The sequence below is a fragment of the Proteus sp. TSJ240517 genome (assembly GCF_047921575.1).
Lineage (GTDB): Bacteria > Pseudomonadota > Gammaproteobacteria > Enterobacterales > Enterobacteriaceae > Proteus.
On record NZ_JBLRMH010000012.1, the window covers coordinates 108,955 to 132,191 of the forward strand.

Annotated in this window: 22 protein-coding genes; 2 read left to right on the forward strand and 20 right to left on the reverse strand. The window is 39.0% G+C overall.

Annotation, left to right across the window (positions count from 1 at the left end; translation table 11 throughout):
* Positions 1-97 precede the first annotated feature (97 nt).
* The 15 genes from rpoS to cysJ all read right to left on the reverse strand — a co-directional run bounded on the left by rpoS (position 98) and on the right by cysJ (position 16,202).
* Positions 98-1,081: an RNA polymerase sigma factor RpoS gene (gene rpoS, locus ACNARN_RS17835; protein ID WP_023582671.1), complete on the reverse strand. Its 984-nt coding sequence runs from the start codon at positions 1,079-1,081 to the stop codon at positions 98-100.
* Between the two features lie 687 nt (positions 1,082-1,768).
* Complete coding sequence (nlpD, locus tag ACNARN_RS17840; RefSeq protein ID WP_198620874.1) at positions 1,769-2,887, reverse strand: murein hydrolase activator NlpD; 1,119 nt, start codon at positions 2,885-2,887, stop codon at positions 1,769-1,771.
* Between the two features lie 153 nt (positions 2,888-3,040).
* Positions 3,041-3,667, reverse strand: coding sequence for a protein-L-isoaspartate(D-aspartate) O-methyltransferase (locus ACNARN_RS17845; RefSeq protein WP_075673789.1), 627 nt, complete (start codon positions 3,665-3,667; stop codon positions 3,041-3,043).
* Positions 3,661-4,425: a 5'/3'-nucleotidase SurE gene (surE, locus tag ACNARN_RS17850; protein ID WP_088494730.1), complete on the reverse strand. Its 765-nt coding sequence runs from the start codon at positions 4,423-4,425 to the stop codon at positions 3,661-3,663. The genes ACNARN_RS17845 and surE overlap by 7 nt, the downstream gene beginning before the upstream one ends.
* Positions 4,403-5,455, reverse strand: a complete 1,053-nt coding sequence (gene truD, locus ACNARN_RS17855) for a tRNA pseudouridine(13) synthase TruD (protein ID WP_416304786.1) — start codon at positions 5,453-5,455, stop codon at positions 4,403-4,405. Before truD ends, surE begins: the two co-directional genes overlap by 23 nt.
* Entirely contained in the window at positions 5,452-5,937 is a 486-nt protein-coding gene (ispF, locus tag ACNARN_RS17860) for a 2-C-methyl-D-erythritol 2,4-cyclodiphosphate synthase (RefSeq protein ID WP_023582677.1), read from the reverse strand. Before ispF ends, truD begins: the two co-directional genes overlap by 4 nt.
* A gap of 4 nt (positions 5,938-5,941) precedes the next feature.
* Positions 5,942-6,688: a 2-C-methyl-D-erythritol 4-phosphate cytidylyltransferase gene (gene ispD, locus ACNARN_RS17865; RefSeq protein WP_196533954.1), complete on the reverse strand. Its 747-nt coding sequence runs from the start codon at positions 6,686-6,688 to the stop codon at positions 5,942-5,944.
* A gap of 39 nt (positions 6,689-6,727) precedes the next feature.
* Positions 6,728-7,018, reverse strand: coding sequence for a cell division protein FtsB (gene ftsB, locus ACNARN_RS17870; RefSeq protein WP_196533953.1), 291 nt, complete (start codon positions 7,016-7,018; stop codon positions 6,728-6,730).
* A gap of 282 nt (positions 7,019-7,300) precedes the next feature.
* Positions 7,301-7,921 (reverse strand): adenylyl-sulfate kinase, encoded by a 621-nt coding sequence (cysC, locus tag ACNARN_RS17875; RefSeq protein ID WP_416304787.1) that lies wholly within the window; start codon positions 7,919-7,921, stop codon positions 7,301-7,303.
* On the reverse strand, positions 7,921-9,372 hold the full coding sequence (gene cysN / locus ACNARN_RS17880; RefSeq protein ID WP_349443380.1) for a sulfate adenylyltransferase subunit CysN: 1,452 nt from the start codon (positions 9,370-9,372) through the stop codon (positions 7,921-7,923). The genes cysC and cysN overlap by 1 nt, the downstream gene beginning before the upstream one ends.
* 11 nt (positions 9,373-9,383) lie before the next feature.
* On the reverse strand, positions 9,384-10,292 hold the full coding sequence (gene cysD / locus ACNARN_RS17885) for a sulfate adenylyltransferase subunit CysD (RefSeq protein WP_196571036.1): 909 nt from the start codon (positions 10,290-10,292) through the stop codon (positions 9,384-9,386).
* A 12-nt stretch (positions 10,293-10,304) separates the two neighbouring features.
* The gene (gene cysG, locus ACNARN_RS17890; protein WP_416304788.1) at positions 10,305-11,726 is read right to left on the reverse strand and encodes a siroheme synthase CysG; all 1,422 of its coding nucleotides are present in this window, start codon (positions 11,724-11,726) and stop codon (positions 10,305-10,307) included.
* A 205-nt stretch (positions 11,727-11,931) separates the two neighbouring features.
* A complete protein-coding gene (locus ACNARN_RS17895) occupies positions 11,932-12,663 on the reverse strand; it encodes a phosphoadenylyl-sulfate reductase (RefSeq protein ID WP_416304789.1) in 732 nt (243 codons plus the stop codon).
* The gene (gene cysI, locus ACNARN_RS17900; RefSeq protein WP_416304790.1) at positions 12,660-14,390 is read right to left on the reverse strand and encodes an assimilatory sulfite reductase (NADPH) hemoprotein subunit; all 1,731 of its coding nucleotides are present in this window, start codon (positions 14,388-14,390) and stop codon (positions 12,660-12,662) included. The genes ACNARN_RS17895 and cysI overlap by 4 nt, the downstream gene beginning before the upstream one ends.
* Positions 14,391-16,202, reverse strand: a complete 1,812-nt coding sequence (gene cysJ / locus ACNARN_RS17905; protein ID WP_416304791.1) for an NADPH-dependent assimilatory sulfite reductase flavoprotein subunit — start codon at positions 16,200-16,202, stop codon at positions 14,391-14,393. It abuts the gene before it with no gap.
* A gap of 298 nt (positions 16,203-16,500) precedes the next feature.
* Here cysJ and queD point away from each other — a divergent pair, with 298 nt between their 5' ends.
* Entirely contained in the window at positions 16,501-16,866 is a 366-nt protein-coding gene (gene queD / locus ACNARN_RS17910; protein WP_160230638.1) for a 6-carboxytetrahydropterin synthase QueD, read from the forward strand.
* An 80-nt stretch (positions 16,867-16,946) separates the two neighbouring features.
* On the opposite strand, the gene queE is transcribed toward queD, so the two are convergent.
* Entirely contained in the window at positions 16,947-17,618 is a 672-nt protein-coding gene (gene queE / locus ACNARN_RS17915) for a 7-carboxy-7-deazaguanine synthase QueE (RefSeq protein WP_368888038.1), read from the reverse strand.
* Between the two features lie 166 nt (positions 17,619-17,784).
* Here queE and ACNARN_RS17920 point away from each other — a divergent pair, with 166 nt between their 5' ends.
* On the forward strand, positions 17,785-19,152 hold the full coding sequence (locus ACNARN_RS17920; RefSeq protein ID WP_098942033.1) for an amino acid permease: 1,368 nt from the start codon (positions 17,785-17,787) through the stop codon (positions 19,150-19,152).
* Between the two features lie 94 nt (positions 19,153-19,246).
* Here the strand turns inward: ACNARN_RS17920 and ACNARN_RS17925 are convergent, their stop codons facing one another.
* The 4 genes from ACNARN_RS17925 to ACNARN_RS17940 form a co-directional block, all read right to left on the reverse strand.
* Entirely contained in the window at positions 19,247-20,428 is a 1,182-nt protein-coding gene (locus ACNARN_RS17925) for a methionine gamma-lyase (protein WP_198620884.1), read from the reverse strand.
* A gap of 19 nt (positions 20,429-20,447) precedes the next feature.
* The gene (locus ACNARN_RS17930) at positions 20,448-20,846 is read right to left on the reverse strand and encodes a hypothetical protein (protein WP_198630482.1); all 399 of its coding nucleotides are present in this window, start codon (positions 20,844-20,846) and stop codon (positions 20,448-20,450) included.
* Positions 20,847-20,857: 11 nt separating this feature from the next.
* Entirely contained in the window at positions 20,858-22,051 is a 1,194-nt protein-coding gene (locus ACNARN_RS17935) for an NAD(P)/FAD-dependent oxidoreductase (protein ID WP_102949463.1), read from the reverse strand.
* A gap of 185 nt (positions 22,052-22,236) precedes the next feature.
* The gene (locus tag ACNARN_RS17940; protein ID WP_198625916.1) at positions 22,237-23,022 is read right to left on the reverse strand and encodes an endonuclease/exonuclease/phosphatase family protein; all 786 of its coding nucleotides are present in this window, start codon (positions 23,020-23,022) and stop codon (positions 22,237-22,239) included.
* Between the last annotated feature and the right edge of the window lie 215 nt (positions 23,023-23,237).

Sequence of the window (23,237 nt, forward strand, 5' to 3'; positions counted from 1 at the left end):
AATACAAGATAAAGAAAAGCCGATTAGCAAACCCACTAATCGGCTTTGGTAATAACAATATGTCAATTAAAGCTATAAACAGAAATTGGGTGGCTAACTATGCTTTGAAAAGTGCTTCAATACATAATCCCTGACTTTGTAGAATGTCTTTTAGTCGACGTAGTCCTTCAACTTGAATTTGACGAACCCTTTCTCTTGTCAGACCAATCTCTCTACCAACATCTTCTAAAGTTTCTGCTTCATAGCCTAATAACCCGAAACGACGTGCTAATACTTCACGTTGCTTAGGATTCAATTCAAATAACCACTTTATGATATTTTCCTTGAGGTTATTATTTTGAATTGTTGCTTCCGGCCCTTCTTCATTTTCGTCAGAGATAATATCAAGTAATGCTTTATCTGAATCACCCCCAATAGGGGTATCAACAGAAGTAATACGTTCGTTTAAACGCAGCATTTTACTCACATCTTCAACTGGTTTATCCAATGTTTGTGCAATTTCTTCAACACTAGGCTCATGATCGAGTTTATGTGCTAATTCTCTTGCCGTTCTTAAATAAACATTCAGCTCTTTAACGATATGAATGGGAAGGCGGATAGTGCGGGTCTGGTTCATAATGGCACGTTCAATTGTTTGACGTATCCACCATGTCGCATAAGTTGAAAAACGAAAACCTTTTTCAGGATCGAATTTTTCAACAGCACGAATAAGACCTAAATTCCCTTCTTCAATAAGATCAAGAAGAGCAAGTCCTCGGTTTGTATAACGACGAGAAATCTTAACAACTAAACGTAGGTTACTTTCTATCATTCGTTGTCTTGAAGGAATATCACCACGTAGCGCTCTACGGGCAAAGAAAACCTCTTCTTCAGCGGTCAGCAACGGAGAATAACCAATTTCTCCTAAATAAAGCTGAGTTGCATCGAGCGCACGCTGGTTGACTCCTTCAATAAGTTCAATTTCGTCTTGAGCATCAGACTCATTTTCTGCCTCTTTTGCAGCAACTTCATCGAACTCTTCCATGTTCTCTTCAATTTCATCTGTATATAACTCGTCTACTCTTAGCGTACTTTGGCTCATCAGCTGCTCCTACCCTTGATAATTTAGGTAAACGACTCATGATTAAAGTCTGTTTACCAGTTTATCGCTGTGTCACGACACAACGGGTTTACTGATTTTCCCTTGTAACGAATTACAAAATAAAAGATAACATAATCTATTTTACTGTTAATTTTATTCTTTCTTTATTCAATATATAACTTAACTATTGAGTGCAGGTTATTAACAGTTTTTTTATTATATTTTACGTACATTTATCTATACGTAAAATTACTCTATTTGATGCGCTATTTGTGACTACTTACATCTAAAAAAACAAATAAAAACCCATAATAATAAAATAATATCCAATAATTTTTATTACGTACTATTATTAAAAAGATAATCTAATAAAGGAAATATCCACCTAAACAAGGGGTTATTTTATAGTCCATCTTTTAATAACAACGAATCTTTATTCATTTTTTATATAACAATTTTTAGCATACGCATTCATTGGTTGAGAATCAACCGTCTAATTTAACGTTATCTATAATTTTATATTGATCTCTCATTTTTAATAATCTTTTAATAAGCACTTATACTTAGATAAAATTTATTTTGTTTCAATATTTTAATTAATTACAGATAAGAAAAAGCCCTCTCCTTTTTGTAAAGGAGAGGGCTTAACTTTAGGATTATTCACTATGCGAGTAAAAAATCACTTATTTATTTCTTGGGTAAATAACTCATTGGATTGAGTGATTTTTCTTTATAGCGGATCTCAAAGTGTAGTCGGACAGAACTGGTTCCAGAGCTACCCATTGTGGCAATTTGCTGACCCGCATTCACATTTTGCTGTTCACGCACCAAAATGGTGTCGTTATGTGCATACGCACTGAGGTATTCGTCATTATGCTTAATGATAACGAGGTTACCGTAGCCGCGTAATGCGCTACCTGCATAAACCACTTTACCCGCAGCAGTGGCAACTATTGGTGAACCTTTTGTACCACCGATATCAATACCTTTATTGCCGCCAGGCGCACTTGAGTAACTTTCAATAATATTACCTTGCGCAGGCCAAATCCACTTACCAGAAGCTGCCGTTGGTGCTGGTGTTGCAGCAGTTGTAGTATTTGTATTCGTTGTTGGTGGCGGTGTCGTTGTTTTTGGTGGTGTTGTTGCCGGTTTAGTAATCAATGGTCCCATAGCACCATTGTTTGTTGGTTTAGTGTGTGCCGTTTGAACACCAGCGCTACTTGATTGATTAATAACCGATGTATTGACATTGGTATTAGTACCCGTGTTGACCTGACGGTTACCAATATTCAACACCTGCCCTACGTTTAAGCTATAAGGTTCTGAGATGTTATTCATTGATGCTAGTTCTTTTACATCACTATCAGTTATCCAAGCGATATAGAACATAGTATCACCGCGTTTTACGGTGTACGTATTACCGTTGTAGTTTCCTTTTGGAATACTGTCGTAGTTACGGTTATACACAATGCGTCCAGAACCATCAGTGTTTACATTTTGAGCCGCAACTGACGTTTGAGAGCGAGGCTGGCTTTGAGACTGAACCACGCCTCCATTAGTCGAAGCGGAGTTCACCTTAATAGAAGGAGGAGGTGACGATTGTAAGGGGGTAGTTCTTTCAATAGGTGTCGCATTACTGCTAGTCATCACAGGTGCTGTTGATACCGTATTATTTGAAGAGCTATCATTTACAGAGGTAATTGGCGCAGGACGATAAGGTGTATCTGCACAGCCTGTTAATGCAAATCCAATTACCGAACACATGATTGCCCAGCGGACATGCTTAATTGGGCTTTCTGAATTCATACTTCCTTCTCCCTTTAAAAAGGCATTAGCATCTAGCAATTTGTCGAGTTAAACAAAAAGACTGCAATTTTTTGAAAATGTTTCATTTATTAGTGCAGATTACGACAAGCTATTAAAAAGCAGTAATAAAAAACGGTCAGATTTATCTGGAAGTTATGCTAACTCACCTGCGATTAAAGGAACAAATCTAACAGTTTCTATAGATTGATAGTGAAAATCATTACCTAAACGTCGGATAAACTTCAGTATTTGTTGTTGTTCACCAACAGGTATGATCATCCTGCCACCATCGGCTAACTGCATCAATAACTGTTGTGGTACTTCTGTTGCACACGCTGTCACTATTATGGCATTAAAAGGAGCTTTTGATGACCAACCTTCCCATCCATCACCATGACGTGTCGAGATATTATGTAAATCAAGATGTTTAAAGCGCCGTTTAGCTTGCCATTGCAATATCTTTATACGCTCAACGGAACTAACATGATGAACTAAATTTGCTAATACTGCAGTTTGATATCCCGAACCTGTACCAATTTCTAATACAGAATCGGTACTTTGTAATTCCAGTAGCGTTGTCATTTTGGCAACAATATAAGGCTGTGAAATAGTTTGCCCATTGCCAATAGGCAAAGCCGTATTTTCATAAGCCTTATGAGAAAGCGCTTCATCAATAAAAAGCTCTCTTGGTACTTTACTCATTGCTTCCAACAGGCTCTCATCCTTGATGCCATGCTGTTTTAACATTGTCAGTAAGTCTTTCATTGACCGACTTAACATGTTTTTTTGACCTCTGCTTTATTTAACCAATTTTGTAGTAAATCAAGTGCTTTATAGGCTGTTAAATCGACATGTAATGGGGTTATCGATACATAACCTTCGTCAACAGCAGCAAAATCTGTATCAGGGCCTACATCATTTTTTTCACCTGGAGGCCCAATCCAATAAAGACTATTTCCTCGAGGATCAGTATGTGTATAAACATGTTGTGAAGCATGACGACTACCACAACGTGTAATACGAAAACCTTTTACTTCATCAAGAGGAATATCAGGTACGTTAATATTGAGAATATTTCCCGCTCTTAACGGTACTTGTTGTAACATTGCCAAAACTTCACAAGTCACTTGAGCGGCGGTCTCAAAGTGCGTTTCACCATCAAGTGAAACAGCAATGGCAGGTAAACCTAAAAAACGCCCTTCTGTTGCCGCTGCAACAGTACCTGAATAAATAACATCATCACCCAAATTAGGACCATGATTAATACCAGAAACCACAATATCAGGGCGAGGACGTACTAAATGGTTTACACCAAGATAAACGCAATCTGTCGGTGTTCCCTCAACAATCGCAATATCCCCATTCTCAAGCTCTTGCTTACGTAGAGGTCTGTCAATTGTTAAAGAATTAGATGCAGCACTACGATTACGATCAGGTGCAACAATTTGTACATCATAACGCTGGCGCAATGCTTTAGCGAGAGTCTGTATCCCCTTCGCCATCACACCATCGTCATTACTCACCAATATTTTCAGCATCATCATTCCCTAATAAAATTAATTCACGTACAACGCTAGTTGCAAAGCTTCCTGCGGGTAAAAAAAATGACAGAGAAACAGTGGTGTCGTCTACCCAATTCCATGACATATTTTCTGGTAATACATTGATAGCACGTCTTGTATTATCAACGCGTTCTTGTCGAGCTAGTGACCAGAAGGCTTCATATTCTGCCAGATTTTCAGTTTCAAAATCCAATGCTTGTGATTGTGTACCTAAATCACCTTTACCCGGCAAAGGTGCCGTAATATGAACATCATGCTCTTCATAACGAGTTTGTGTTTGAGCCAATTCTGCTTCATCAACAACAAACCAGCTACCTCTTCCATGAAGCTGCATTGCATCACCGAGTATCACTTTTGAATATAAATCATATTCCAATCTTGTGCTGACAATATGATTAAACATCGCACTACGAGCTGCTGAGAGATAAAAGCCACGTTTTCCTCGTTCTTTTACGCGGATTTCGTCCGTTGCCCAACGCATGGCTTGTCGTAAATTATCACCATTACGACCGAATCGTTGAGCACCAAAGTAGTTAGGAATACCTTTTGCTTTTATTTGCGCTAATCGAGTATCAACAAAATCGCGATCAGAAATTTCTCGTAACACCAATGTAAAGTGATTACCTTTTAGCGTTCCTATACGTAATTTACGTTGTTGGCGAGTCGTTTCTAGAATTTCACAACCTTCTAAAACAAGCTGACTAAAATCGGGCATCTCTTTACCCGGCATTCGCAGACAAAACCATTGTTCAGTCACTGCATTTCTATCTTTTAGACCAGCGTAGCTGGCATCACGAGGATGGATACCAACAAATTTTGCTAATTTTTCAGCAACAAAAGCCGTATTACAACCTGTTTTTCTGATTTTCACCATGACATGCTCGCCTTCCCCATCAAGGGTGAAGCCAAGATCTTCACAGACAATAAAATCTTCAGGGATTGACTTTAATAAACCTGTTGCTTGTGGTTTTCCATGTAACCAATGGAGTTCGGGTAAATCACTCATTCAGGTAATGACTCTTTCATTAGTAAAACAACGGCTTCACAGGCAATACCTTCTTTTCTACCGACAAATCCAAGCTTTTCTGTTGTGGTCGCTTTCACATTGATATCATCAACATGGCAATGAAGATCTTCTGCGATATTGACGCGCATTTGTGGTGTATGAGGTAGCATTTTTGGAGCCTGAGCAATGATCGTGACATCTAAATTACCAATTCGGTAACCTTTTGCTCTTACGCGTGAGAAGGCTTCACGAAGGAGTACACGGCTATCTGCACCTTTGTATGCAGGGTCGGTATCAGGAAACAATGTGCCAATGTCACCCATTGCCACTGCGCCTAAAATAGCATCTGTAACTGCATGTAATACTACATCGCCGTCAGAGTGAGCTAACAGCCCTTGTTCATAAGGAACTCTGACACCGCCAATAATAATAGGGCCTTCACCGCCAAATTTATGTACGTCGTAACCGTGTCCAATTCTCATTTTATTATGTGTTCCTTATACTGGTGATTTGGCGTGAGAGGAAAAACTCTGCAAGCGCTAAATCTTCTGGCTGAGTAACTTTAATATTATCTGCACGACCTTTAACTAATAAAGGTTCATATCCAGCAAACTCCATCGCTGAGGCTTCATCAGTGATCGTTGCTTTTTGTGAGAGTGCATTTTCTATATTTTGTTTTAATAACAATGCAGGAAAGAATTGTGGCGTTAAAGCATGCCATAGGGTTGTTCTTTCTACTGTTTGTTCAATATGGTTATCTTGTTGATGACTACGTTTCATTGTATCGCGAACAGGTGTCGCAAGAATGCCACCACAAAATTGTGGATCCATAACGTTTTCATCAATGAGTTTAATAAGATGGTCAAGATCGCCAAAATGCAGGCAAGGTCTTGCTGCATCATGAACTAACGCCCATGTATTTTCAGAAAAATGTTGAGTGACATACTCTAAACCTGACAATACAGAGTCAGCGCGTTCACCACCACCATTAACCGTAATTATTCTTTCATCTTGCGCTAAAGGTAAAGTGTGAAAATAGCTGTCATTAGGGCTGATCGCCACGATAATTTGCGTTATACGTGGATGTTTTAATAAAGCATTAATGGTATGTTCAAGAATAGTCAATCCGCCAATTTTCAAATATTGTTTTGGGCAGACTGATTGCATTCGACTTCCAATACCAGCCGCTGGAATAACGGCAACAATAGGAAGAGTTGAGTTTGTTATATTCATTATGATATTTGTATCAGGGCACACTATTAATTCAATAAATTAACGACGTGGTTGAGATTTATCGCTCACAATACGGAAAAATGTCTCATTAGGCTTTATCATTCCTAATTCACTACGAGCACGTTCTTCTAACGCTTCTTGCCCGCCATTGAGGTCATCAATCTCTGCAAATAGACGATCATTACGCTCTTTTAACTGCGTATTTTGCGCCAATGCAGATTCAACTTCTTGACTTACTTTGTTGTAATCATGGATACCATTTTTACCTAACCACAATGAATATTGTAGCCAACCAAGTAAAATCAGAAGTAAGACTGTTAATTTCCCCATTACCACCCCCAAGATTAATGGGCTAATCATCCCACAACTCAACAACAGACGCCACAAAAGTGCTGGAATATATTACATTATTATTCCTATTTTCCTCACTATAAACGTGGGTAACTTCTATAAAATTCAGACTAAGGTGTGATTTTTTCTTATTAAGATAAGGATCTATACACTGAATTCATCAGTAAATGTATGCGTGGTTGAAAATCTTAAATAGCCATAATATCTCTACACATCCCCTCCTTTTATAGGGTGTTTGTGTAGAGATAATGTAATGTCGTCCTAAAACTCACGATAGATTTGATTTTGCTGTAGGTAAGCGAGGATTTGTTGGATTAGTTCACTTATAGAAAGTGTGCCGTCTAAATGTAATTCAGGATCAATGGGCTGTTCATAAGGCGAATCTATACCTGAAAATTGTTTTATCTCTCCACGTCTTGCTTTTTGATAAAGCCCTTTCGGATCACGGGCTTCACAAATAGAAAGAGGTGTATCAACAAAGATCTCAATAAATCTTCCTCGCTCAAAGCGATCTCTAACTTGTTGTCTGTCTTTTTGGTAAGGAGAAATAAAAGCAGTTAAGACAATAAGTCCCGCATCGACCATCAATTTAGCCACTTCCCCCACACGGCGAATATTCTCATGCCTATCTTCGGCACTAAACCCAAGATCACAACATAAACCATGGCGTAAGTTATCCCCATCTAATAAATAGCTATGAATAGGCGAATGCTTTTGTGAATATTGATAAAGTGCTTGCTCTAACGCATCGGCAAGTGTGGATTTACCTGAACCAGATAACCCTGTAAACCAAAGCACACATCCTTTGTATGCTTGTTGTGATTCGCGTTCATTTAATCCAATTTTATGAGGATGCCAAACAATATCGTTGCTTATCACCACTATTTTCCTCCAAGAAGATCTCTTGCGCCCCAATGGGGAAAGTGGCGACGGATAAGCTGATTTAACTCGACTTCAAAAGCATCATATTGCGTCATAGTTTGTATCGCGTTATCTCTCGTTTCTCGAATAAGTCCAGCGCCTACGGTGACATTGCTTAGTCGATCAATCAGTATTAATCCTCCAGTATCAGCATTAACTTGATAGTTATCCAGCACCAGAGGCTCTTCAAATGAGACTTCAACACTACCAATCGCATTTAAACTTAAGTTATCTGTGACTTGTTGGGTGAGTTTATTTACATCCACTTGATAATGAATATTTTCTATTTTGGCGCGGCTTTTTTTACCTGCAATTTTGATATCCAGAGTATGACCTTGCACTAAAGGCTGCTCTGACATCCACACCACGTCAATTAACGCATGAGTGCTAATATTGGCGGTTGTATCGTTATCATCAACGATAATATCCCCTCGACTAATATCAATTTCATCTGCCAGAACCAATGTGATTGCTTGCCCTGCTTTAGCTTGCGTTAAATCACCATCAAAAGTGACAATACGTGTAATCGTTGTATGTTTTTCTGAAGGTAATACTTTGATTTTTTGCCCTTGATAAAGCACACCTGAAGACACTGTACCGCTGTATCCTCTAAAATCTAAATCTGGACGATTCACATATTGCACAGGAAAACGCAATGCTTGCGGATCTGAACCTAATTTAACTGGTGCATCCTCTAATAATGAAAGTAGCGTTTTTCCTTGATACCAAAGCATATTCAATGAGGGAGAAACCACATTGTCACCATCAAGGGCGGAAATAGGGACAAATTCAATAGTAAGATCTGTTGGGAGTTGATCGGCAAATTTAAGATAATCTTGCAGGATCGAATCAAAGGTCGCTTGCTGATAATCCACCAGATCCATTTTATTGATCGCTACGATTAAATGACGGATCCCAAGGAGTGTGCTGATAAAACTGTGTCGCCGTGTTTGTTCTTGTACGCCTTTTCGAGCATCGATCAACAGAATAGAAAGTGAACTTGTTGATGCTCCTGTCGCCATATTGCGAGTATATTGAGCATGCCCAGGCGTATCAGCAATAATAAACTTACGTTTTGACGTTGAAAAATAGCGGTAAGCAACATCAATCGTGATCCCCTGCTCTCTTTCTGCGGCTAATCCATCCACCAGCAAAGCAAGATCGAGCTTTTCACCTTGAGTACCGATCTTTTTACTTTCATTTTGTAATGTAGAAAGCTGATCTTCGTAGATCTGCCTTGTGTCATGAAGTAAACGTCCTATTAATGTACTTTTTCCATCATCAACATTTCCACAGGTTAGAAATCGCAGTAATCCTTTATTCTGTTGAGCCTTAAGATAGCGATCTACACCGCCTTGTTGTGCGATTTCACCCGCGACAAGTTGATTCGTTTTTATGGCTAAAAGTCCCATATTTCCTCCGATTAAAAATAACCTTGGCGCTTTTTCAGTTCCATTGAGGCCGACTGATCACTGTCAATTAAACGCCCTTGTCGTTCGCTGCTGGTGGAAATCAGCATTTCTTCAATAATGGCGGGTAACGTTTCTGCTTGTGAAGGAATAGCACCCGTTAATGGCCAGCATCCCAGCGTTCTAAATCTCACTTGTTGCTGTGTGATCACTTCACCCGGTTTTAGATCAATTCTGTCGTCATCTACCATAATTAAGGTGCCATCACGTTCAATAACGGGTCTATTTTTGGCAAAATAGAGAGGAACAATATCGATATTCTCTAAATAGATATATTGCCAAATATCGAGTTCCGTCCAGTTAGATAGCGGAAATACACGAATACTTTCACCTTTATTAATCTGCCCGTTATAGTTTTTCCATAATTCAGGTCGTTGGTTTTTCGGATCCCAGCGATGCTTTCTATCTCTAAACGAATAAATACGCTCTTTGGCGCGTGATTTTTCTTCATCACGGCGCGCACCACCAAATGCCGCATCAAAACCATATTTGTCTAAGGCTTGCTTTAGTCCTTCTGTTTTCATGATATCCGTGTGTTTTGCACTACCATGAATAAATGGATTGATCCCAAGTTCTGCACCTTGCGGATTTCGATAAACTTTAAGATCAAAGCCATATTCTTTAGCCGTTTTATCTCGAAATTCATACATTTCTCGAAATTTCCAGCCAGTATCAACATGCAATAAAGGAAAAGGTAATTTCGCGGGATAAAACGCCTTGCGAGCTAAATGCAACATCACCGAGGAATCTTTGCCTATTGAATAAAGCATGACGGGATTTTCAAATTCAGCGACAACTTCGCGCAGAATATAAATACTTTCTGCTTCTAATTGCTGAAGATGTGTTAATTGTGTTTCATTCATAACAACCTCGTTTTAGGCAAAATGAACCAAAGGTGAATGGATTGATGATGTTGATTGGGATTGTCTATCACCAAACCACGCAAGTTGGTGATGTAGTGCCGCGACTTCCCCTACAATTAATAAAGCGGGCATTGGCGCGTTTTCGGCTAACTGCGCTAATTGTGTTAGATTTCCCGTGAAAACTTGCTGATCACGACGTGTACCACAACTAATCACCGCGATGGGCGTTAATGGAGAACGCCCGAGTTTAATTAAACGCTGGCTAATAAGCTCGGCTTTTGTTGTTCCCATATAAATTGCTAGCGTATGGTTCGCCTGCGCTAATGAAGCCCAATCAGGCTCTATTCCGTCGGGTTTACAATGTCCTGTCATAAAGGTGACAGTTTGTGCGTATTGACGATGCGTTAATGGAATACCAGCGTATGCACTTGCGCCACTTGCCGCAGTAACCCCAGGAATAACTTGGAATGAAATGCCATGTTGTACTGCAACCTCTAGTTCTTCGCCACCTCGTCCAAAAATAAAGGGATCGCCCCCTTTTAATCGGACAACACGTTTACCAAGTTGCGCATATTTCACCATCAGCGCATTGGTTTCTTCTTGAGAAACACTATGGTGCCCCGCTCTTTTACCTACACAAATAGTGTCAGCGTCACGACGAACAAGCTCTAAAACCTCTGGACTCACTAAACTGTCATAGAGCACAACTTCGGCTTGTTGAATAACCTGTAAGCCGCGTAGTGTTAATAATCCTGCGTCACCGGGCCCTGCCCCAACTAATGCTAGTTCACCTTGTTGGATCTCTTTTTGTTTCAATTGTTGTGCAAGCAAGGCTTCTGCTTGTGCCAGTTGATCACTTGCCACTAAAGCGGCAAATTTGCCACTAAACGCTTGCTCCCAAAAACGGCAACGCGCTTGAAACGAGCCTAATTGCTGTTTCACTTTATTGCGCCATTTTCCAGCAATTGTTGCCATTGTGCCTAATGAGTTTGGTAATAAAGCTTCTAATTTTTCACGTATCATTCGCACTAAAACAGGGGCTTTTCCTGCCGATGAAATCGCAATCAAAATGGGGTTTCTATCGATAATGGCGGGAAAGATAAATGAGCATTGAGGTTGTGAATCCACAACATTGACAAAAATATGCCGTGCTTGTGCATCAAGATAAACTTGCTGATTAATCACACTGTCATCAGTTGCCACAATCACAAGCATCATTCCTAATAGATATTCAGATTGATATTTGGCTGATACCCATTCAATTTTTTCTTGCTGATAAGCAAGATGTAATTCATCACACAACTGAGGTGCAATCACTCTTAAGCGAGCGCCTGCTCTTAATAACAGCAAAGCTTTACGCGCAGCAACATGACCACCACCAACCAATAACACTGGGCGTTCTTTTAATTCCACAAATAAGGGTAGGTAATCCATACGCGCATTTCACCTTCGTTGTTCACTTTATAACTAACGACTATAAAAGGTGCTTTAAGGGTTATGAAATGACAAAAAGATATGTAATGGAACAGAAAGGAATAAGGAAAAATAAAATATTTTCAAATAGTTATGATTTTTAAAAATGACAAAAAGGGCAATAGATAAGCTCTATTACCCAACTATTTATTGGCAGATAATGACGTTATTCGTGTAATCCACACTCGCGTTTTAAGCCAAAAAATCGTGTTTCTTCTTCACTCATACCCTCTTCCCATTTTCGAGTTGTATGAATATCTCCCACTGAGAGATAACCCTGCTCCCATAAAGGATGGTAAGGTAAGTCGTTTTCTTTAAGATATTGATAAACTTTCTTATTATCCCAATCTACGATGGGTAAAAACTTAAAGATCCCTTTTGCGATTGAAAGCACAGGTAAATGTTCACGACTTTTAGATTGCTGACGACGAAGGCCTGCAAACCACGTTTGAGCCTGTAATTCACGTAAAGCTCTTTCCATTGGCTCTACTTTATTTATCTGGTTATAACGCTCAATACCTTCAATGCCTTCTAACCAAAGTTTGCCGTAACGCGCTTCTTGCCAAGATGAAGATATTTCAGCTCGATAGACCTTCAAGTTAAGTTGTAACTGCTGCGTTAGACTATCAATAAACTGGTAGGTTTCAGGAAATAAGTAACCTGTATCAGTCAAAATCACGGGGATATCAGGGTATTGTCTTGTCATTAAATGCAAACAAACCGCGGCTTGAATGCCAAAACTGGAGCTTAATACAAAGGCTTTAGGTAAATTATCTAAAGCCCAAGTAACCCGTTCAATGGCGCTTAATTGCTCTAACCGTTGATTAATCTGGCTCAAAGCATGTGCCTGCTCTTCAACAGGTAACTGTTTTAGCGAAGCAAGCTGAAATAGACTCATACCGCCTCCTGCACTTCATAAAAATCAATCGCAGAATTAAGTACGGGTTTAACAACGTCAGTGCGAATAAGAAAATCACCAAAACCTTCATTGTTATGACGAGAAACTGCCCATTCACCAATCAGTGAATCAAGTATTGAGATGATTTCTTGTGAGGTAATATTTTCGCGATACATTCTCGGAATACGTGTCCCGATGCGATTACCGCCTAAATGTAAGTTATAGCGATCAGGTGCTTTCCCCACCAGCCCAACTTCTGCAAGCATTGCTCGACCACAGCCATTTGGGCATCCCGTTACGCGCACAACAATATGCTCTTCACTCACACCATGTTTAGCCATTAAGCTATCAAGTGTATCAGTAAATGCCGGTAAAAAGCGTTCTGCCTCTGCCATTGCCAATGGGCAAGTTGGGAAAGAAACACACGCCATTGCATGTTCACGCAGTGCTGTAACTTCACTATTAATCAAACCGTATCGACGAGCAATCGCTTCAATATTGGCTTTTTCACTTTCTGGTACACCTGCCACAATCAAATTTTGATTGGCAGTCAGTCGGAAATCACCCTGATGGATTTTGGCAATTTCCGCCACTCCCGTTTTTAATAGAGCATCAGGCGTATCAATCAGCCGTCCACTTTCAATAAATAAAGTCAGGTGCCATTTATCATCAACACCTTTTAACCAACCAATTTGATCGCCTCGATGGGTAAATTCATAAGGTCGAATAGCCTCAAAAGTCACCCCCGAACGGCGTTCAACTTCTTGTTTAAACGTTTCTACGCCAACACGCTCTAATGTGTATTTTGTTTTTGCATTTTTGCGTTCAGTTCGATTTCCCCAGTCACGCTGAGTTGTCACAATCGCTTCTGCAATTGCCAATGTATTCTCAATAGGGATATAACCAAACTCACTGGCTAAGCGAGGAAAGGTCTTCTTATCGCCATGTGTCATAGCTAAACCGCCCCCCACAAGTACATTAAAACCGACTAAATGCCCATTTTCAGCAATCGCAATAAAATTCATGTCATTCGCATGAAGATCAACATCATTATGAGGAGGGATCACCACTGACGTTTTAAATTTCCGTGGTAAGTAGGTTTCCCCCAAAATAGGCTCTTCGTCTGTGGTTGCAACTTTCTCTTTATCTAACCAAATTTCCGCATAAGCATGAGTGCGAGGTAATAAGTGTTCTGATATTTTTTTCGCCCACTCATACGCTTCTTGGTGTAACGAAGATTGCACTGGGTTTGAAGTACATAAGACATTACGGTTAACATCATTCGCAGTAGCTAGAGAATCCAACCCTGTTGCTGCAAGCATCTGATGTGCGGGTTTTACATTACCTTTTAAAATGCCATGAAATTGAAATGTTTGACGATTAGTAATACGAATACTGCCATAAAGTGTATTTTCAGTCGCAAACTTATCAATACTAAGCCACTGTTTAGGCGAAATAATGCCGCCAGGTAAACGGCAACGTAGCATCATGGCATGGCGAGGTTCTAGCATTTGCTCCGCACGTTCAGCACGAATATCTCTGTCATCTTGCTGATACATGCCATGAAAGCGAATTAACAAAAAGTTATCGCCTTCAAAGCCACCAGTTAAACCATTTTTTAAGTCTTCTGTAATAGTGCCGCGTAAAAAGTGACTCTCTTTTTTCATGCGTTCACTATCAGCCAGTTTCCCTTCAACCACTAAGGGCGCTTGAGTGTGTGATTTCATTTAATAGACATCCCTCTGATAACGCCGTTCTAGGCGTAGCTCACTTAAGTATTCATCTGCTTCTTCAATATTTTTATTGCCATACTCCATCACAATATCTAACAACGCCTGTTCAATATCTTTTGCCATCCGAGATGCATCACCACAAACATAAAGATAAGCACCTTGCTGTAACCATTGCCAAATCTCACTACCACGTTCGCGTAATTTATCTTGTACATAAATTTTATGTGCTTGATCTCGTGACCATGCTAAATCGATATGAGTTAACAGACCGCTTTTGACATAACGTTGCCATTCCACTTGATAGAGAAAATCTTCTACAAAATGAGGATTACCAAAAAATAACCAGTTTTTACCTGTTGCAGCGTCATTTTCGCGCTGCTGCATAAAACTTCTAAAAGGTGCAATTCCAGTACCTGGACCAATCATAATGACAGGTGCGGTGTTATCTTCAGGGAGACGAAAATGTGCATTTTTTTCGATAAAAACATTGACGCTATCACCTTCTTTTAAGCTATCGGCTAAAAAACCAGAGGCTCCACCAGTATAAGTACGCGAGTTAACGTCGTAACGTACAACCCCTAAAGTAAGGTGTACTTCGTCTTCTACTTCTTGTTGTGACGATGCAATAGAGTAAAGGCGAGGAGTTAGTGGACGTAAAATATCAACAAAATCTTGTGCCGTGGGTTGAGCACAATATTGACGCACCATCTCATTAATAGGATGTTTGTCTGCATATTGCTGAAGCTTAGTTTTATCAGCTACCAATGACAATAGATCTTCATGGCGCGTCAATTGGGCATAGGCTTTTACGATAGGTGCGCTATTTTGAGTTAGTTCACAATGATGCAGCAACGCTTCTTTTAAGGTGAATGTTTGAGATTTTAACGTGACAGGTTCATCACCTTTTAGCCACAACAAGGCAATAAGTTCATCAACTTTTTCAGGTGAGTTATTAAACCAAACGCCTAGCGCATCGCCCGGTTGATATTGTAAATCAGAACCTTCAAGGCTGATTTCAATATGGCGAATATCTCTATCTGAATTTCTGCCTGTGATTTTTTTATTAGTCAGTAATGTAGCAGTAAAAGGGGCATCTCGATGATAAATAGATGACTCAATTGTATCCGTCGTACCTGATTGTGTTTGTTGCAGGATTTGCGTACTTTGTTCTGGTACTCTTGCTTTTAAGAGTTCTGTAAGCTGCTTTATCCATTCATCCGCAACAGATTGATATTCAACATCGGCATCAACTCTTGGTAATAAACGAGTTGCGCCCAGTTGTGCTATTCGCTCATCAAAGTCTTTTCCTGCCTTACAGAAATGCTCATACGAGGTATCACCTAAGCTCAATACTGCATAAGCCGTTTCTTTCATTTCAGCGGCTTTTTTAGAGTTCAGATATTTATAAAAAGCTATCGCTTCTTCAGGAGGATCACCTTCACCTTGCGTCGATGCAATGATGATCAAGGTTGTTGTTTTATGGATCTGCTTAAACTTATATTCACCTGCGGAATATAGTTCTACATTCAATTTGTGAGCAACCAGATTATCTCGTAACTGTTCGGCAAGATGACGCGCATTACCCGTTTGAGAAGCAGAGATCAATGTAATGGTTTCCTGCTCTGGTACGTGTACTGAATTAACCGCTGTCGATGCGGATACAACAGAAGGATTAAGCTGCCCCCACAAATAGCCAGATAACCACGCAATTTGCGCTGTTGAGAGATCTTTTGTTGCGTCCTTTAATTTACTCAATTGCTCCGAGGTTAATGGAAGCATTGATAATAATGGAGGTTGATTGCTCATTTATCCTGCCTTAAAAAAGCGAAGCACTTATCTGTGCTTTATTGTTCTTTGATAATATTTCTAATATTGAGAGGGTATCTCACGACTAGAAGGCGAATTAAAGACCTGTTGGCTCTATCTAATAACCTTAAATGCTAAATTTATTTATTGGTTTCCTTTATCAATATAATGAATAAGCAAAAAGGAACATAATAAGCCATTAAGATTAAGGTAGATTAGGCGTGATACGCTAAATCAGCTACACTGGTAGACTTCGTTCTATTTGTGTCTTTTTTTTACTAATTAAGTCAAGAGAGTTTTGATGACAACCACCATCTTTAAAGATTTTCAGTTTGAAGCAGCCCACCATTTGCCACATGTTCCTGAAGGCCACAAATGTGGGCGTCTTCATGGACACTCTTTTCTTGTTAGATTAGAACTAACAGGTGAAGTTGATGAACATTCAGGTTGGCTTATTGATTTTGCTGATGTGAAAGCCGCATTTAAACCTACTCTTGAGCGTCTAGATCACTACTATCTCAATGAAATTGAAGGCCTAGAAAATCCAACCAGCGAAGTGCTGGCAAAATGGATTTGGCAACAAGTAAAACCGTCATTGCCATTATTATCTGCGGTGATGGTAAAAGAGACGTGTACAGCAGGATGTATTTATCGCGGTGAATAAATCGGGTTTTACATTAACCCATTATCACTTAAAAGAAAATCAGCCTTTTATTGGCTGATTTTTTTATATTAAAAACGCGATCACGCAATATTTAAATACTTATGCGTTTGCATAGAGAAACGCCAATTACGTTCAATACAGGTTTTAATACATAATGCTGTTGCACTCTCTTTACAACTAATGGGCTGTAAGGCAACAACAGGCGCAGGGTGTTCTGTGCGTAATATCAGTAAGGCATCTAACGCTTCAATATCTTTTTCACGCCCAACGGGATGTTTTATCTCATTAGCTCTATTAATTGCGCTAGGTAATACCATAAATCCCCCTTTCATGCCTACTTTTGGGGAAAGTGTCACCCATGTTTTCTCACTACATAAAATATCGTGAGTACCACTGGTTTCTATCTGACAGGCAAAACCTGCTTGCTCTAGCCCTTCTGTTAAAGGACGTAAATCATATAAGCAAGGCTCGCCTCCTGTGATAACCACGTGTTTTGCACTATAACCTTGTTGTTGGAAAAGTGATAAAATCTGAGCAACACTGGCTTCTCCCCAAGTATCGCTTTCTTGCGTTTTAATAGGAATATCGCCAAGAGGAACTTTTTTTTCCTCTTCTTTTTCCCAAGTATGTTTGGTATCACACCAACTACAACCTACAGGACAACCCTGTAATCGAACAAAAAGTGCAGGAACGCCAGTAAAAACACCTTCACCCTGTAAGGTTTGAAACACTTCATTAATGGGGTATTGCATAAGAAACTCTGATATCCAATGAATGCTGATGATTATTACAGATAACTATCTCACCGTAAGAGGCTTTATGATAAGGTACATGGTTTGTTTTGAATAGCTAACGTGCGAGAAGACACTGAAAAAGAGGATAGCATTCCTCCGTTGGACAGAGATGGGAATACTTTAGATGCAAAAAGAGAATCAACTTTCACGAGGATTATCAGGGCGGCACATTCGTTTCATGGCGCTTGGCTCTGCAATCGGTACAGGTTTATTTTATGGCTCTGCGGCTGCCATTGAGAAAGCGGGTCCAGCTGTATTGCTTGCTTACCTTATTGGTGGTGCAGCAGTATTTATGGTTATGCGTGCATTAGGTGAAATGGCAGTTCATCATCCTGTTGCAGGCTCTTTTTCACAATATGCAAGCCATTATATGGGGCCTTTAGCTGGCTTCTTAACTGGCTGGAACTACGTTTTTGAAATGCTGATTGTATGTCTTGCAGACGTCACGGCATTTGGCTTTTATATGAAACTCTGGTTCCCAGATGTTGATCAATGGATATGGGTATTAGGGATAGTTTGCTTTATTGGTGCCTTAAACCTTTGCCATGTGAAGATATTTGGTGAAATGGAATTTTGGCTTTCCATTGTTAAAGTGACCGCCATTATCGCCATGATAATTGGTGGTGTTGTCATTATGATGTATGGCTTTGGCCAACAAACTGAACACCCTATTGGTATCTCTAACTTATGGGAGTTTGGTGGCTTTATGCCGAATGGCATTGAAGGGGTTATCGCCTCACTTGCCATTGTGATGTTTGCGTTTGGTGGGATTGAAGTCATTGGTATTACTGCCAGTGAAGCTAAAGATCCTGAAAAAACCATTCCTAAAGCTATCAATGCCGTACCGTTTCGTATCTTATTATTCTATGTACTGACGATTTTCATTCTAATGTGCATTTTCCCTTGGCAACAAATCGGCCATAACGGTAGCCCATTTGTACAGATTTTCTCAAATCTAGGGATCAATTCAGCGGCAAATATCTTAAACCTTGTGGTTATCACAGCTGCAATTTCTGCGATCAACAGTGATATTTTCGGTGCTGGTCGTATGATGTACGGCATGGCTCAAGAAGGGCAAGCACCAAAATCTTTTATGAAGCTCACTCGCAATGGTGTGCCTTGGATGACGGTGCTAGTGATGTCTGTTGTATTGTTGCTGGGCGTAGTACTTAACTACCTTATTCCAGAACAAATCTTTGTTTTAATCGCTTCTATTGCGACATTTGCAACAGTTTGGGTGTGGTTAATGATTTTGCTTTCTCAAGTTGCTATGCGTCGCAAGATGAGCGCAGATGAAGTGAAAACGCTTAAATTTCCAGTACCGCTATGGCCTGTTGCACCAGCACTGACTATCGTCTTTATGGCGTTTGTTATCGCAATCTTAGGCTATTTTGAGTCAACCAGAATGGCATTGGTTGTCGGTATGGTATGGGTAGCTATTTTAACTGTTGGCTATTATGTCGGTATCAAACCGAGAATGAACCAGAAATAAATCACATTTCTGAATCAAACAATTCTGAGTTAAACAATAAAGGCTGTGGATTAATTCACAGCCTTTTTCTTTATTATAAATTATGCGATTTTCACTAAGCCAGAGCTTGTTTTAAATCAGCAATTAAATCATCCACATCTTCAAGACCAATCGATAGTCGAATTAAACCATCACTAATACCATGTCTTTGTCGTTCTTCTGCACTATAAGTGGCATGAGTCATTGTGGCAGGATGTTGAGCTAAAGATTCGCAGTCTCCTAAACTCACTGCTCGACTAAAGAGATTTAAACGATTGAGAAACTCTCTACCCGCTTTTATGCCTCCTTTTAGCTCAATAGCTATCATGCCACCAGATAAACGCATCTGGCGTTTGGCGAGTTCATATTGAGGGAAAGAAACTAATCCCGGATAATAAATAGTTTCAACCTTAGGATTATCTGTAAGATATTCTGCAATACGTTGTGCATTTTGGCAGATCTGCTCCATCCTTATGCCTAGCGTTTTTATTCCTCGCAATATTAACGAAGCATCATGAGGAGACAAACAAGCCCCAGTCATATCCTTTAAACCTTCAACACGTATTTTATCTGCTAGGGCGTGCGTGGTAATAATTGCTCCTGCAGTGACATCTCCATGACCTGATAAATATTTGGTCATAGAATGCACAACAATATCAGCACCAAGCCCCAAAGGTTGTTGTAAATAAGGCGAGCAATAAGTGCTATCTACCATGACTAAAATATTATGTTGATGCGCTATTTCTGATATTTTTGCTATGTCACTGACACGCATATTAGGATTAGCAGGAGTTTCAAAAAAAATTAATTTTGTTTTCTCAGTAATCGCTTCTTTCAGTTTTTCAAGGTTAGTTAAATCAACATGCTTTATTTTAACACCAAATTTAGCCAGTCCATGATTGAAAAATGTAAAAGTGCAGCCATAAAGCGTCATATCAGCAATGAGTTCATCACCAGGCTGAAGTAACGACCAGCAACTAGAAGTAATTGCCCCTATTCCTGAAGAAAAAACAACGGCGCCTTCACCATTTTCTAATTGTGCTAAACGCTTTTCTAATAACTCTAAAGTAGGGTTTGAGATCCGAGAATAAAAATACCCTTTTTGTTTTCCAGCAAAGCAATCAGCACCATATTGTGCCGTTGGAAAAACAAAAGTGGATGTTTGAAAAACAGGAGGCACTAATGCCCTCTGAAAATCTAACGGAGAATAACCATAATGTATTGCTTGAGTATTAAAATGTTTATTACTTTGCGTCATTATATCTCCTAATTATTAATTAATTTTCTATTCTTTGGTTATTTTCCCCGATAATTTGAACTGTTCTTAGAATAATTGAAATCCCTTTAAGCGTATCAGGGTTTCTTAATAACGCAAAAGTTGAACCTAATGTATATTTTTTATCTTGATAAATAGATTCTTTCTTTGCCATATTATAAGCAGCACTTAACTCCCATACTGGAATTAATGTTTCTTCAAACGCAACTGAAATTTTTTCAACCGTTGCATTATCCATAATATCTATTGAGTCAGATATTAAAGATAATAAATCGACGATATTATCAAAGCGCTTTAATGCTAATAATGGTCTTGCTTTTTCTAATAAATGTTGAAGATGTAATTTATCTTCATCAGATAATAGTTGAATATCTGCTGGGCTTAAGTTATTTTCACTCATTATTGTATCCCCTATAATAATCCTCTAACGGTTGCCCAATATAAACCTCGGTTATAACTATTACGCAGTAATCCGCCTAGCTTTGTCGGTGGTGTAGGAATTACGTCATGTTTATAGTCATACTGTAATGGCATACCGGCTGATAATCCCATTTGTGCGACCGCCTGCACACGACCATCATAAATCGCAGCAGGATAACCGTAACGAAGCTCACCACAGATGTTATTTGCAATTACACCCGCTTGGTTATGACAACTACCACCGGCTTTACTAATCGGTAAATCAACCGTATCACCAAGAACATACACTTGATTTAATCCATAGACTTGCAATGTTTCAGGATCAGTAGGTAACCAGCCTTCACCATTATTATGTTCACTCAAACCTGTATTACGAATCGCCTCAACGGCCGTAATAGGCGGTGTACTCATAAGGATATCAAATGGCTCTGCCTCGCCCTCTTTTGAGTAAGCTATTTTCTTATCAGGATCAACATGGCTCAACGTAAAGCCTCGCTTAGCTTTAATATCTCGCTCAGAGAATACGGCCGGAAGAACTTCACAAACCTCTTGTTGCATAAACAGACAGTTTCTTAGAAGTTGAGCAACCGTAGGATAGGTATAAACAATTTCAATATTATTTCTCACCCGACGCTGACGAAGAAGCTCATCCAGCATCAATGTTGTCTCCATAGGAGCAATACCACATTGATGCGGTACATTAGGTGTTTCAGGGAAGCTAACAGTAATAAATACACGACCTTTTTCAATTTTAGCTAATTTATCAGCAAGTGTTCTTGCGGCTTCATATTGGTAAAAATGATTTCCCGCTTCTTTTAAGCCTTCAATTCTATGAGGACTAGGAACACAACCTGTTGCTAATACTAAAAAATCATAGTTATATTTTTTATTAGATTCGCAATAAATCACTTTATTATTAAAGTCAAAACGTTCTGCTTTATCGATAATAAATTCAATTTCGGGTCTTAATAAACTTCTTTCTGAACGCATTAGCTCTTCTTTTAAAAAAAGATTAAATGCAATATACATAAATGCAGGTTTGTAATAATGATTAGGATTATCTGAAATAAGCGTAATTTTAATTTTATTTGAAAAGATTTCGTCATTTAATTTTTTAGCTAGGATATTAGCAAGAATAGTTCCGCCGGTACCACCACCAATAATAACTATATTTTTTGTTGGCATTTTATTTCCTATATCTAGTGATATTAGATAGACCAAAAAAGTATAGTAAATAACATTAATATAACAAATAGATTAAATAGATAGATTAGTTAAGCATAATATAGCTATATTAATAAATGATAGATATAATCATATTTAATTTAAATATTAAAAAATTAAACATTAACTTATGTTATTATTACCTACTAATAAAATGTCGCGATTAAAGGATGATGGTCAGATGCATCTGTGATTAAGACCTCAGCTTTGTTCAACGATAACCCTCGATAAAAAATATAATCCAAAGGTTTACCAAAGGCTTTTGTACGCCAATCATTATCAAAAATAACTTCTTTAAGTCTTAACGCTCTTGCAAAACGTTTTAATACATTGACTCTTGGGCGGCTCCACGCATTAAAATCACCCGCTAAAATAACAGGTCCTTTGTGATGCATGATATGAACAGATAAATTGCTCAATTGACGCTGATAAACATCGACACCAAAACTAAAATTAATCGCATGTACATTAATAACCATTAAATGATCACCCGTAATTAATGGATATACCGTAATTAATGCTGATTTGGGTAGTCGTAAAAAGGGCTCTTTCTCTCTGAGAGGGCAGCAATAGATAGGATGGGAACTTGATAATGTCATCACACCAGCTGGGTGTTGTTGAAAAGCCAAGGCAGGGACTTGGTCTGCAATTAAATGGTGAATTCCAGCAAAACGTACAAGCTCAGGTGTAGTTTGAGCTTCTTGTAACAAAAGCAAATGCGTATCTGTTGAGAGCGTTTCCAACATATTACGCCAATTGAGTCGTTGCTGTTTATAGATATTCCAAACCGCAATTTTTAGAGTGCCTTCAGTGTAAAGGGGCATTCCGATAGGTAAGGTATCCTTTCTTTCACTTAAAGGTGGGCTGGGCTCAATCCTTTCAACAGGTTGACCTGCTACAAAACGCACTGAATAATTCGGTTTTTTCGCCATTAGCAACCTCAGATAAACAGCAAGATATCTTGCTATAACTAAAGTATACCAAAGCCAAGCTTCGCTCTCACCCTTTAAAAGGACACCATAATCAACAAAAGTAATTATTTTTATATATAATAGTTATGTTTACTTAAAATTATCCGATTAATTTATTTTTTATTCTAAATTTTAAGCAAAAAAAAACCTAAGTCGTTAGACTTAGGTTTCTTAAT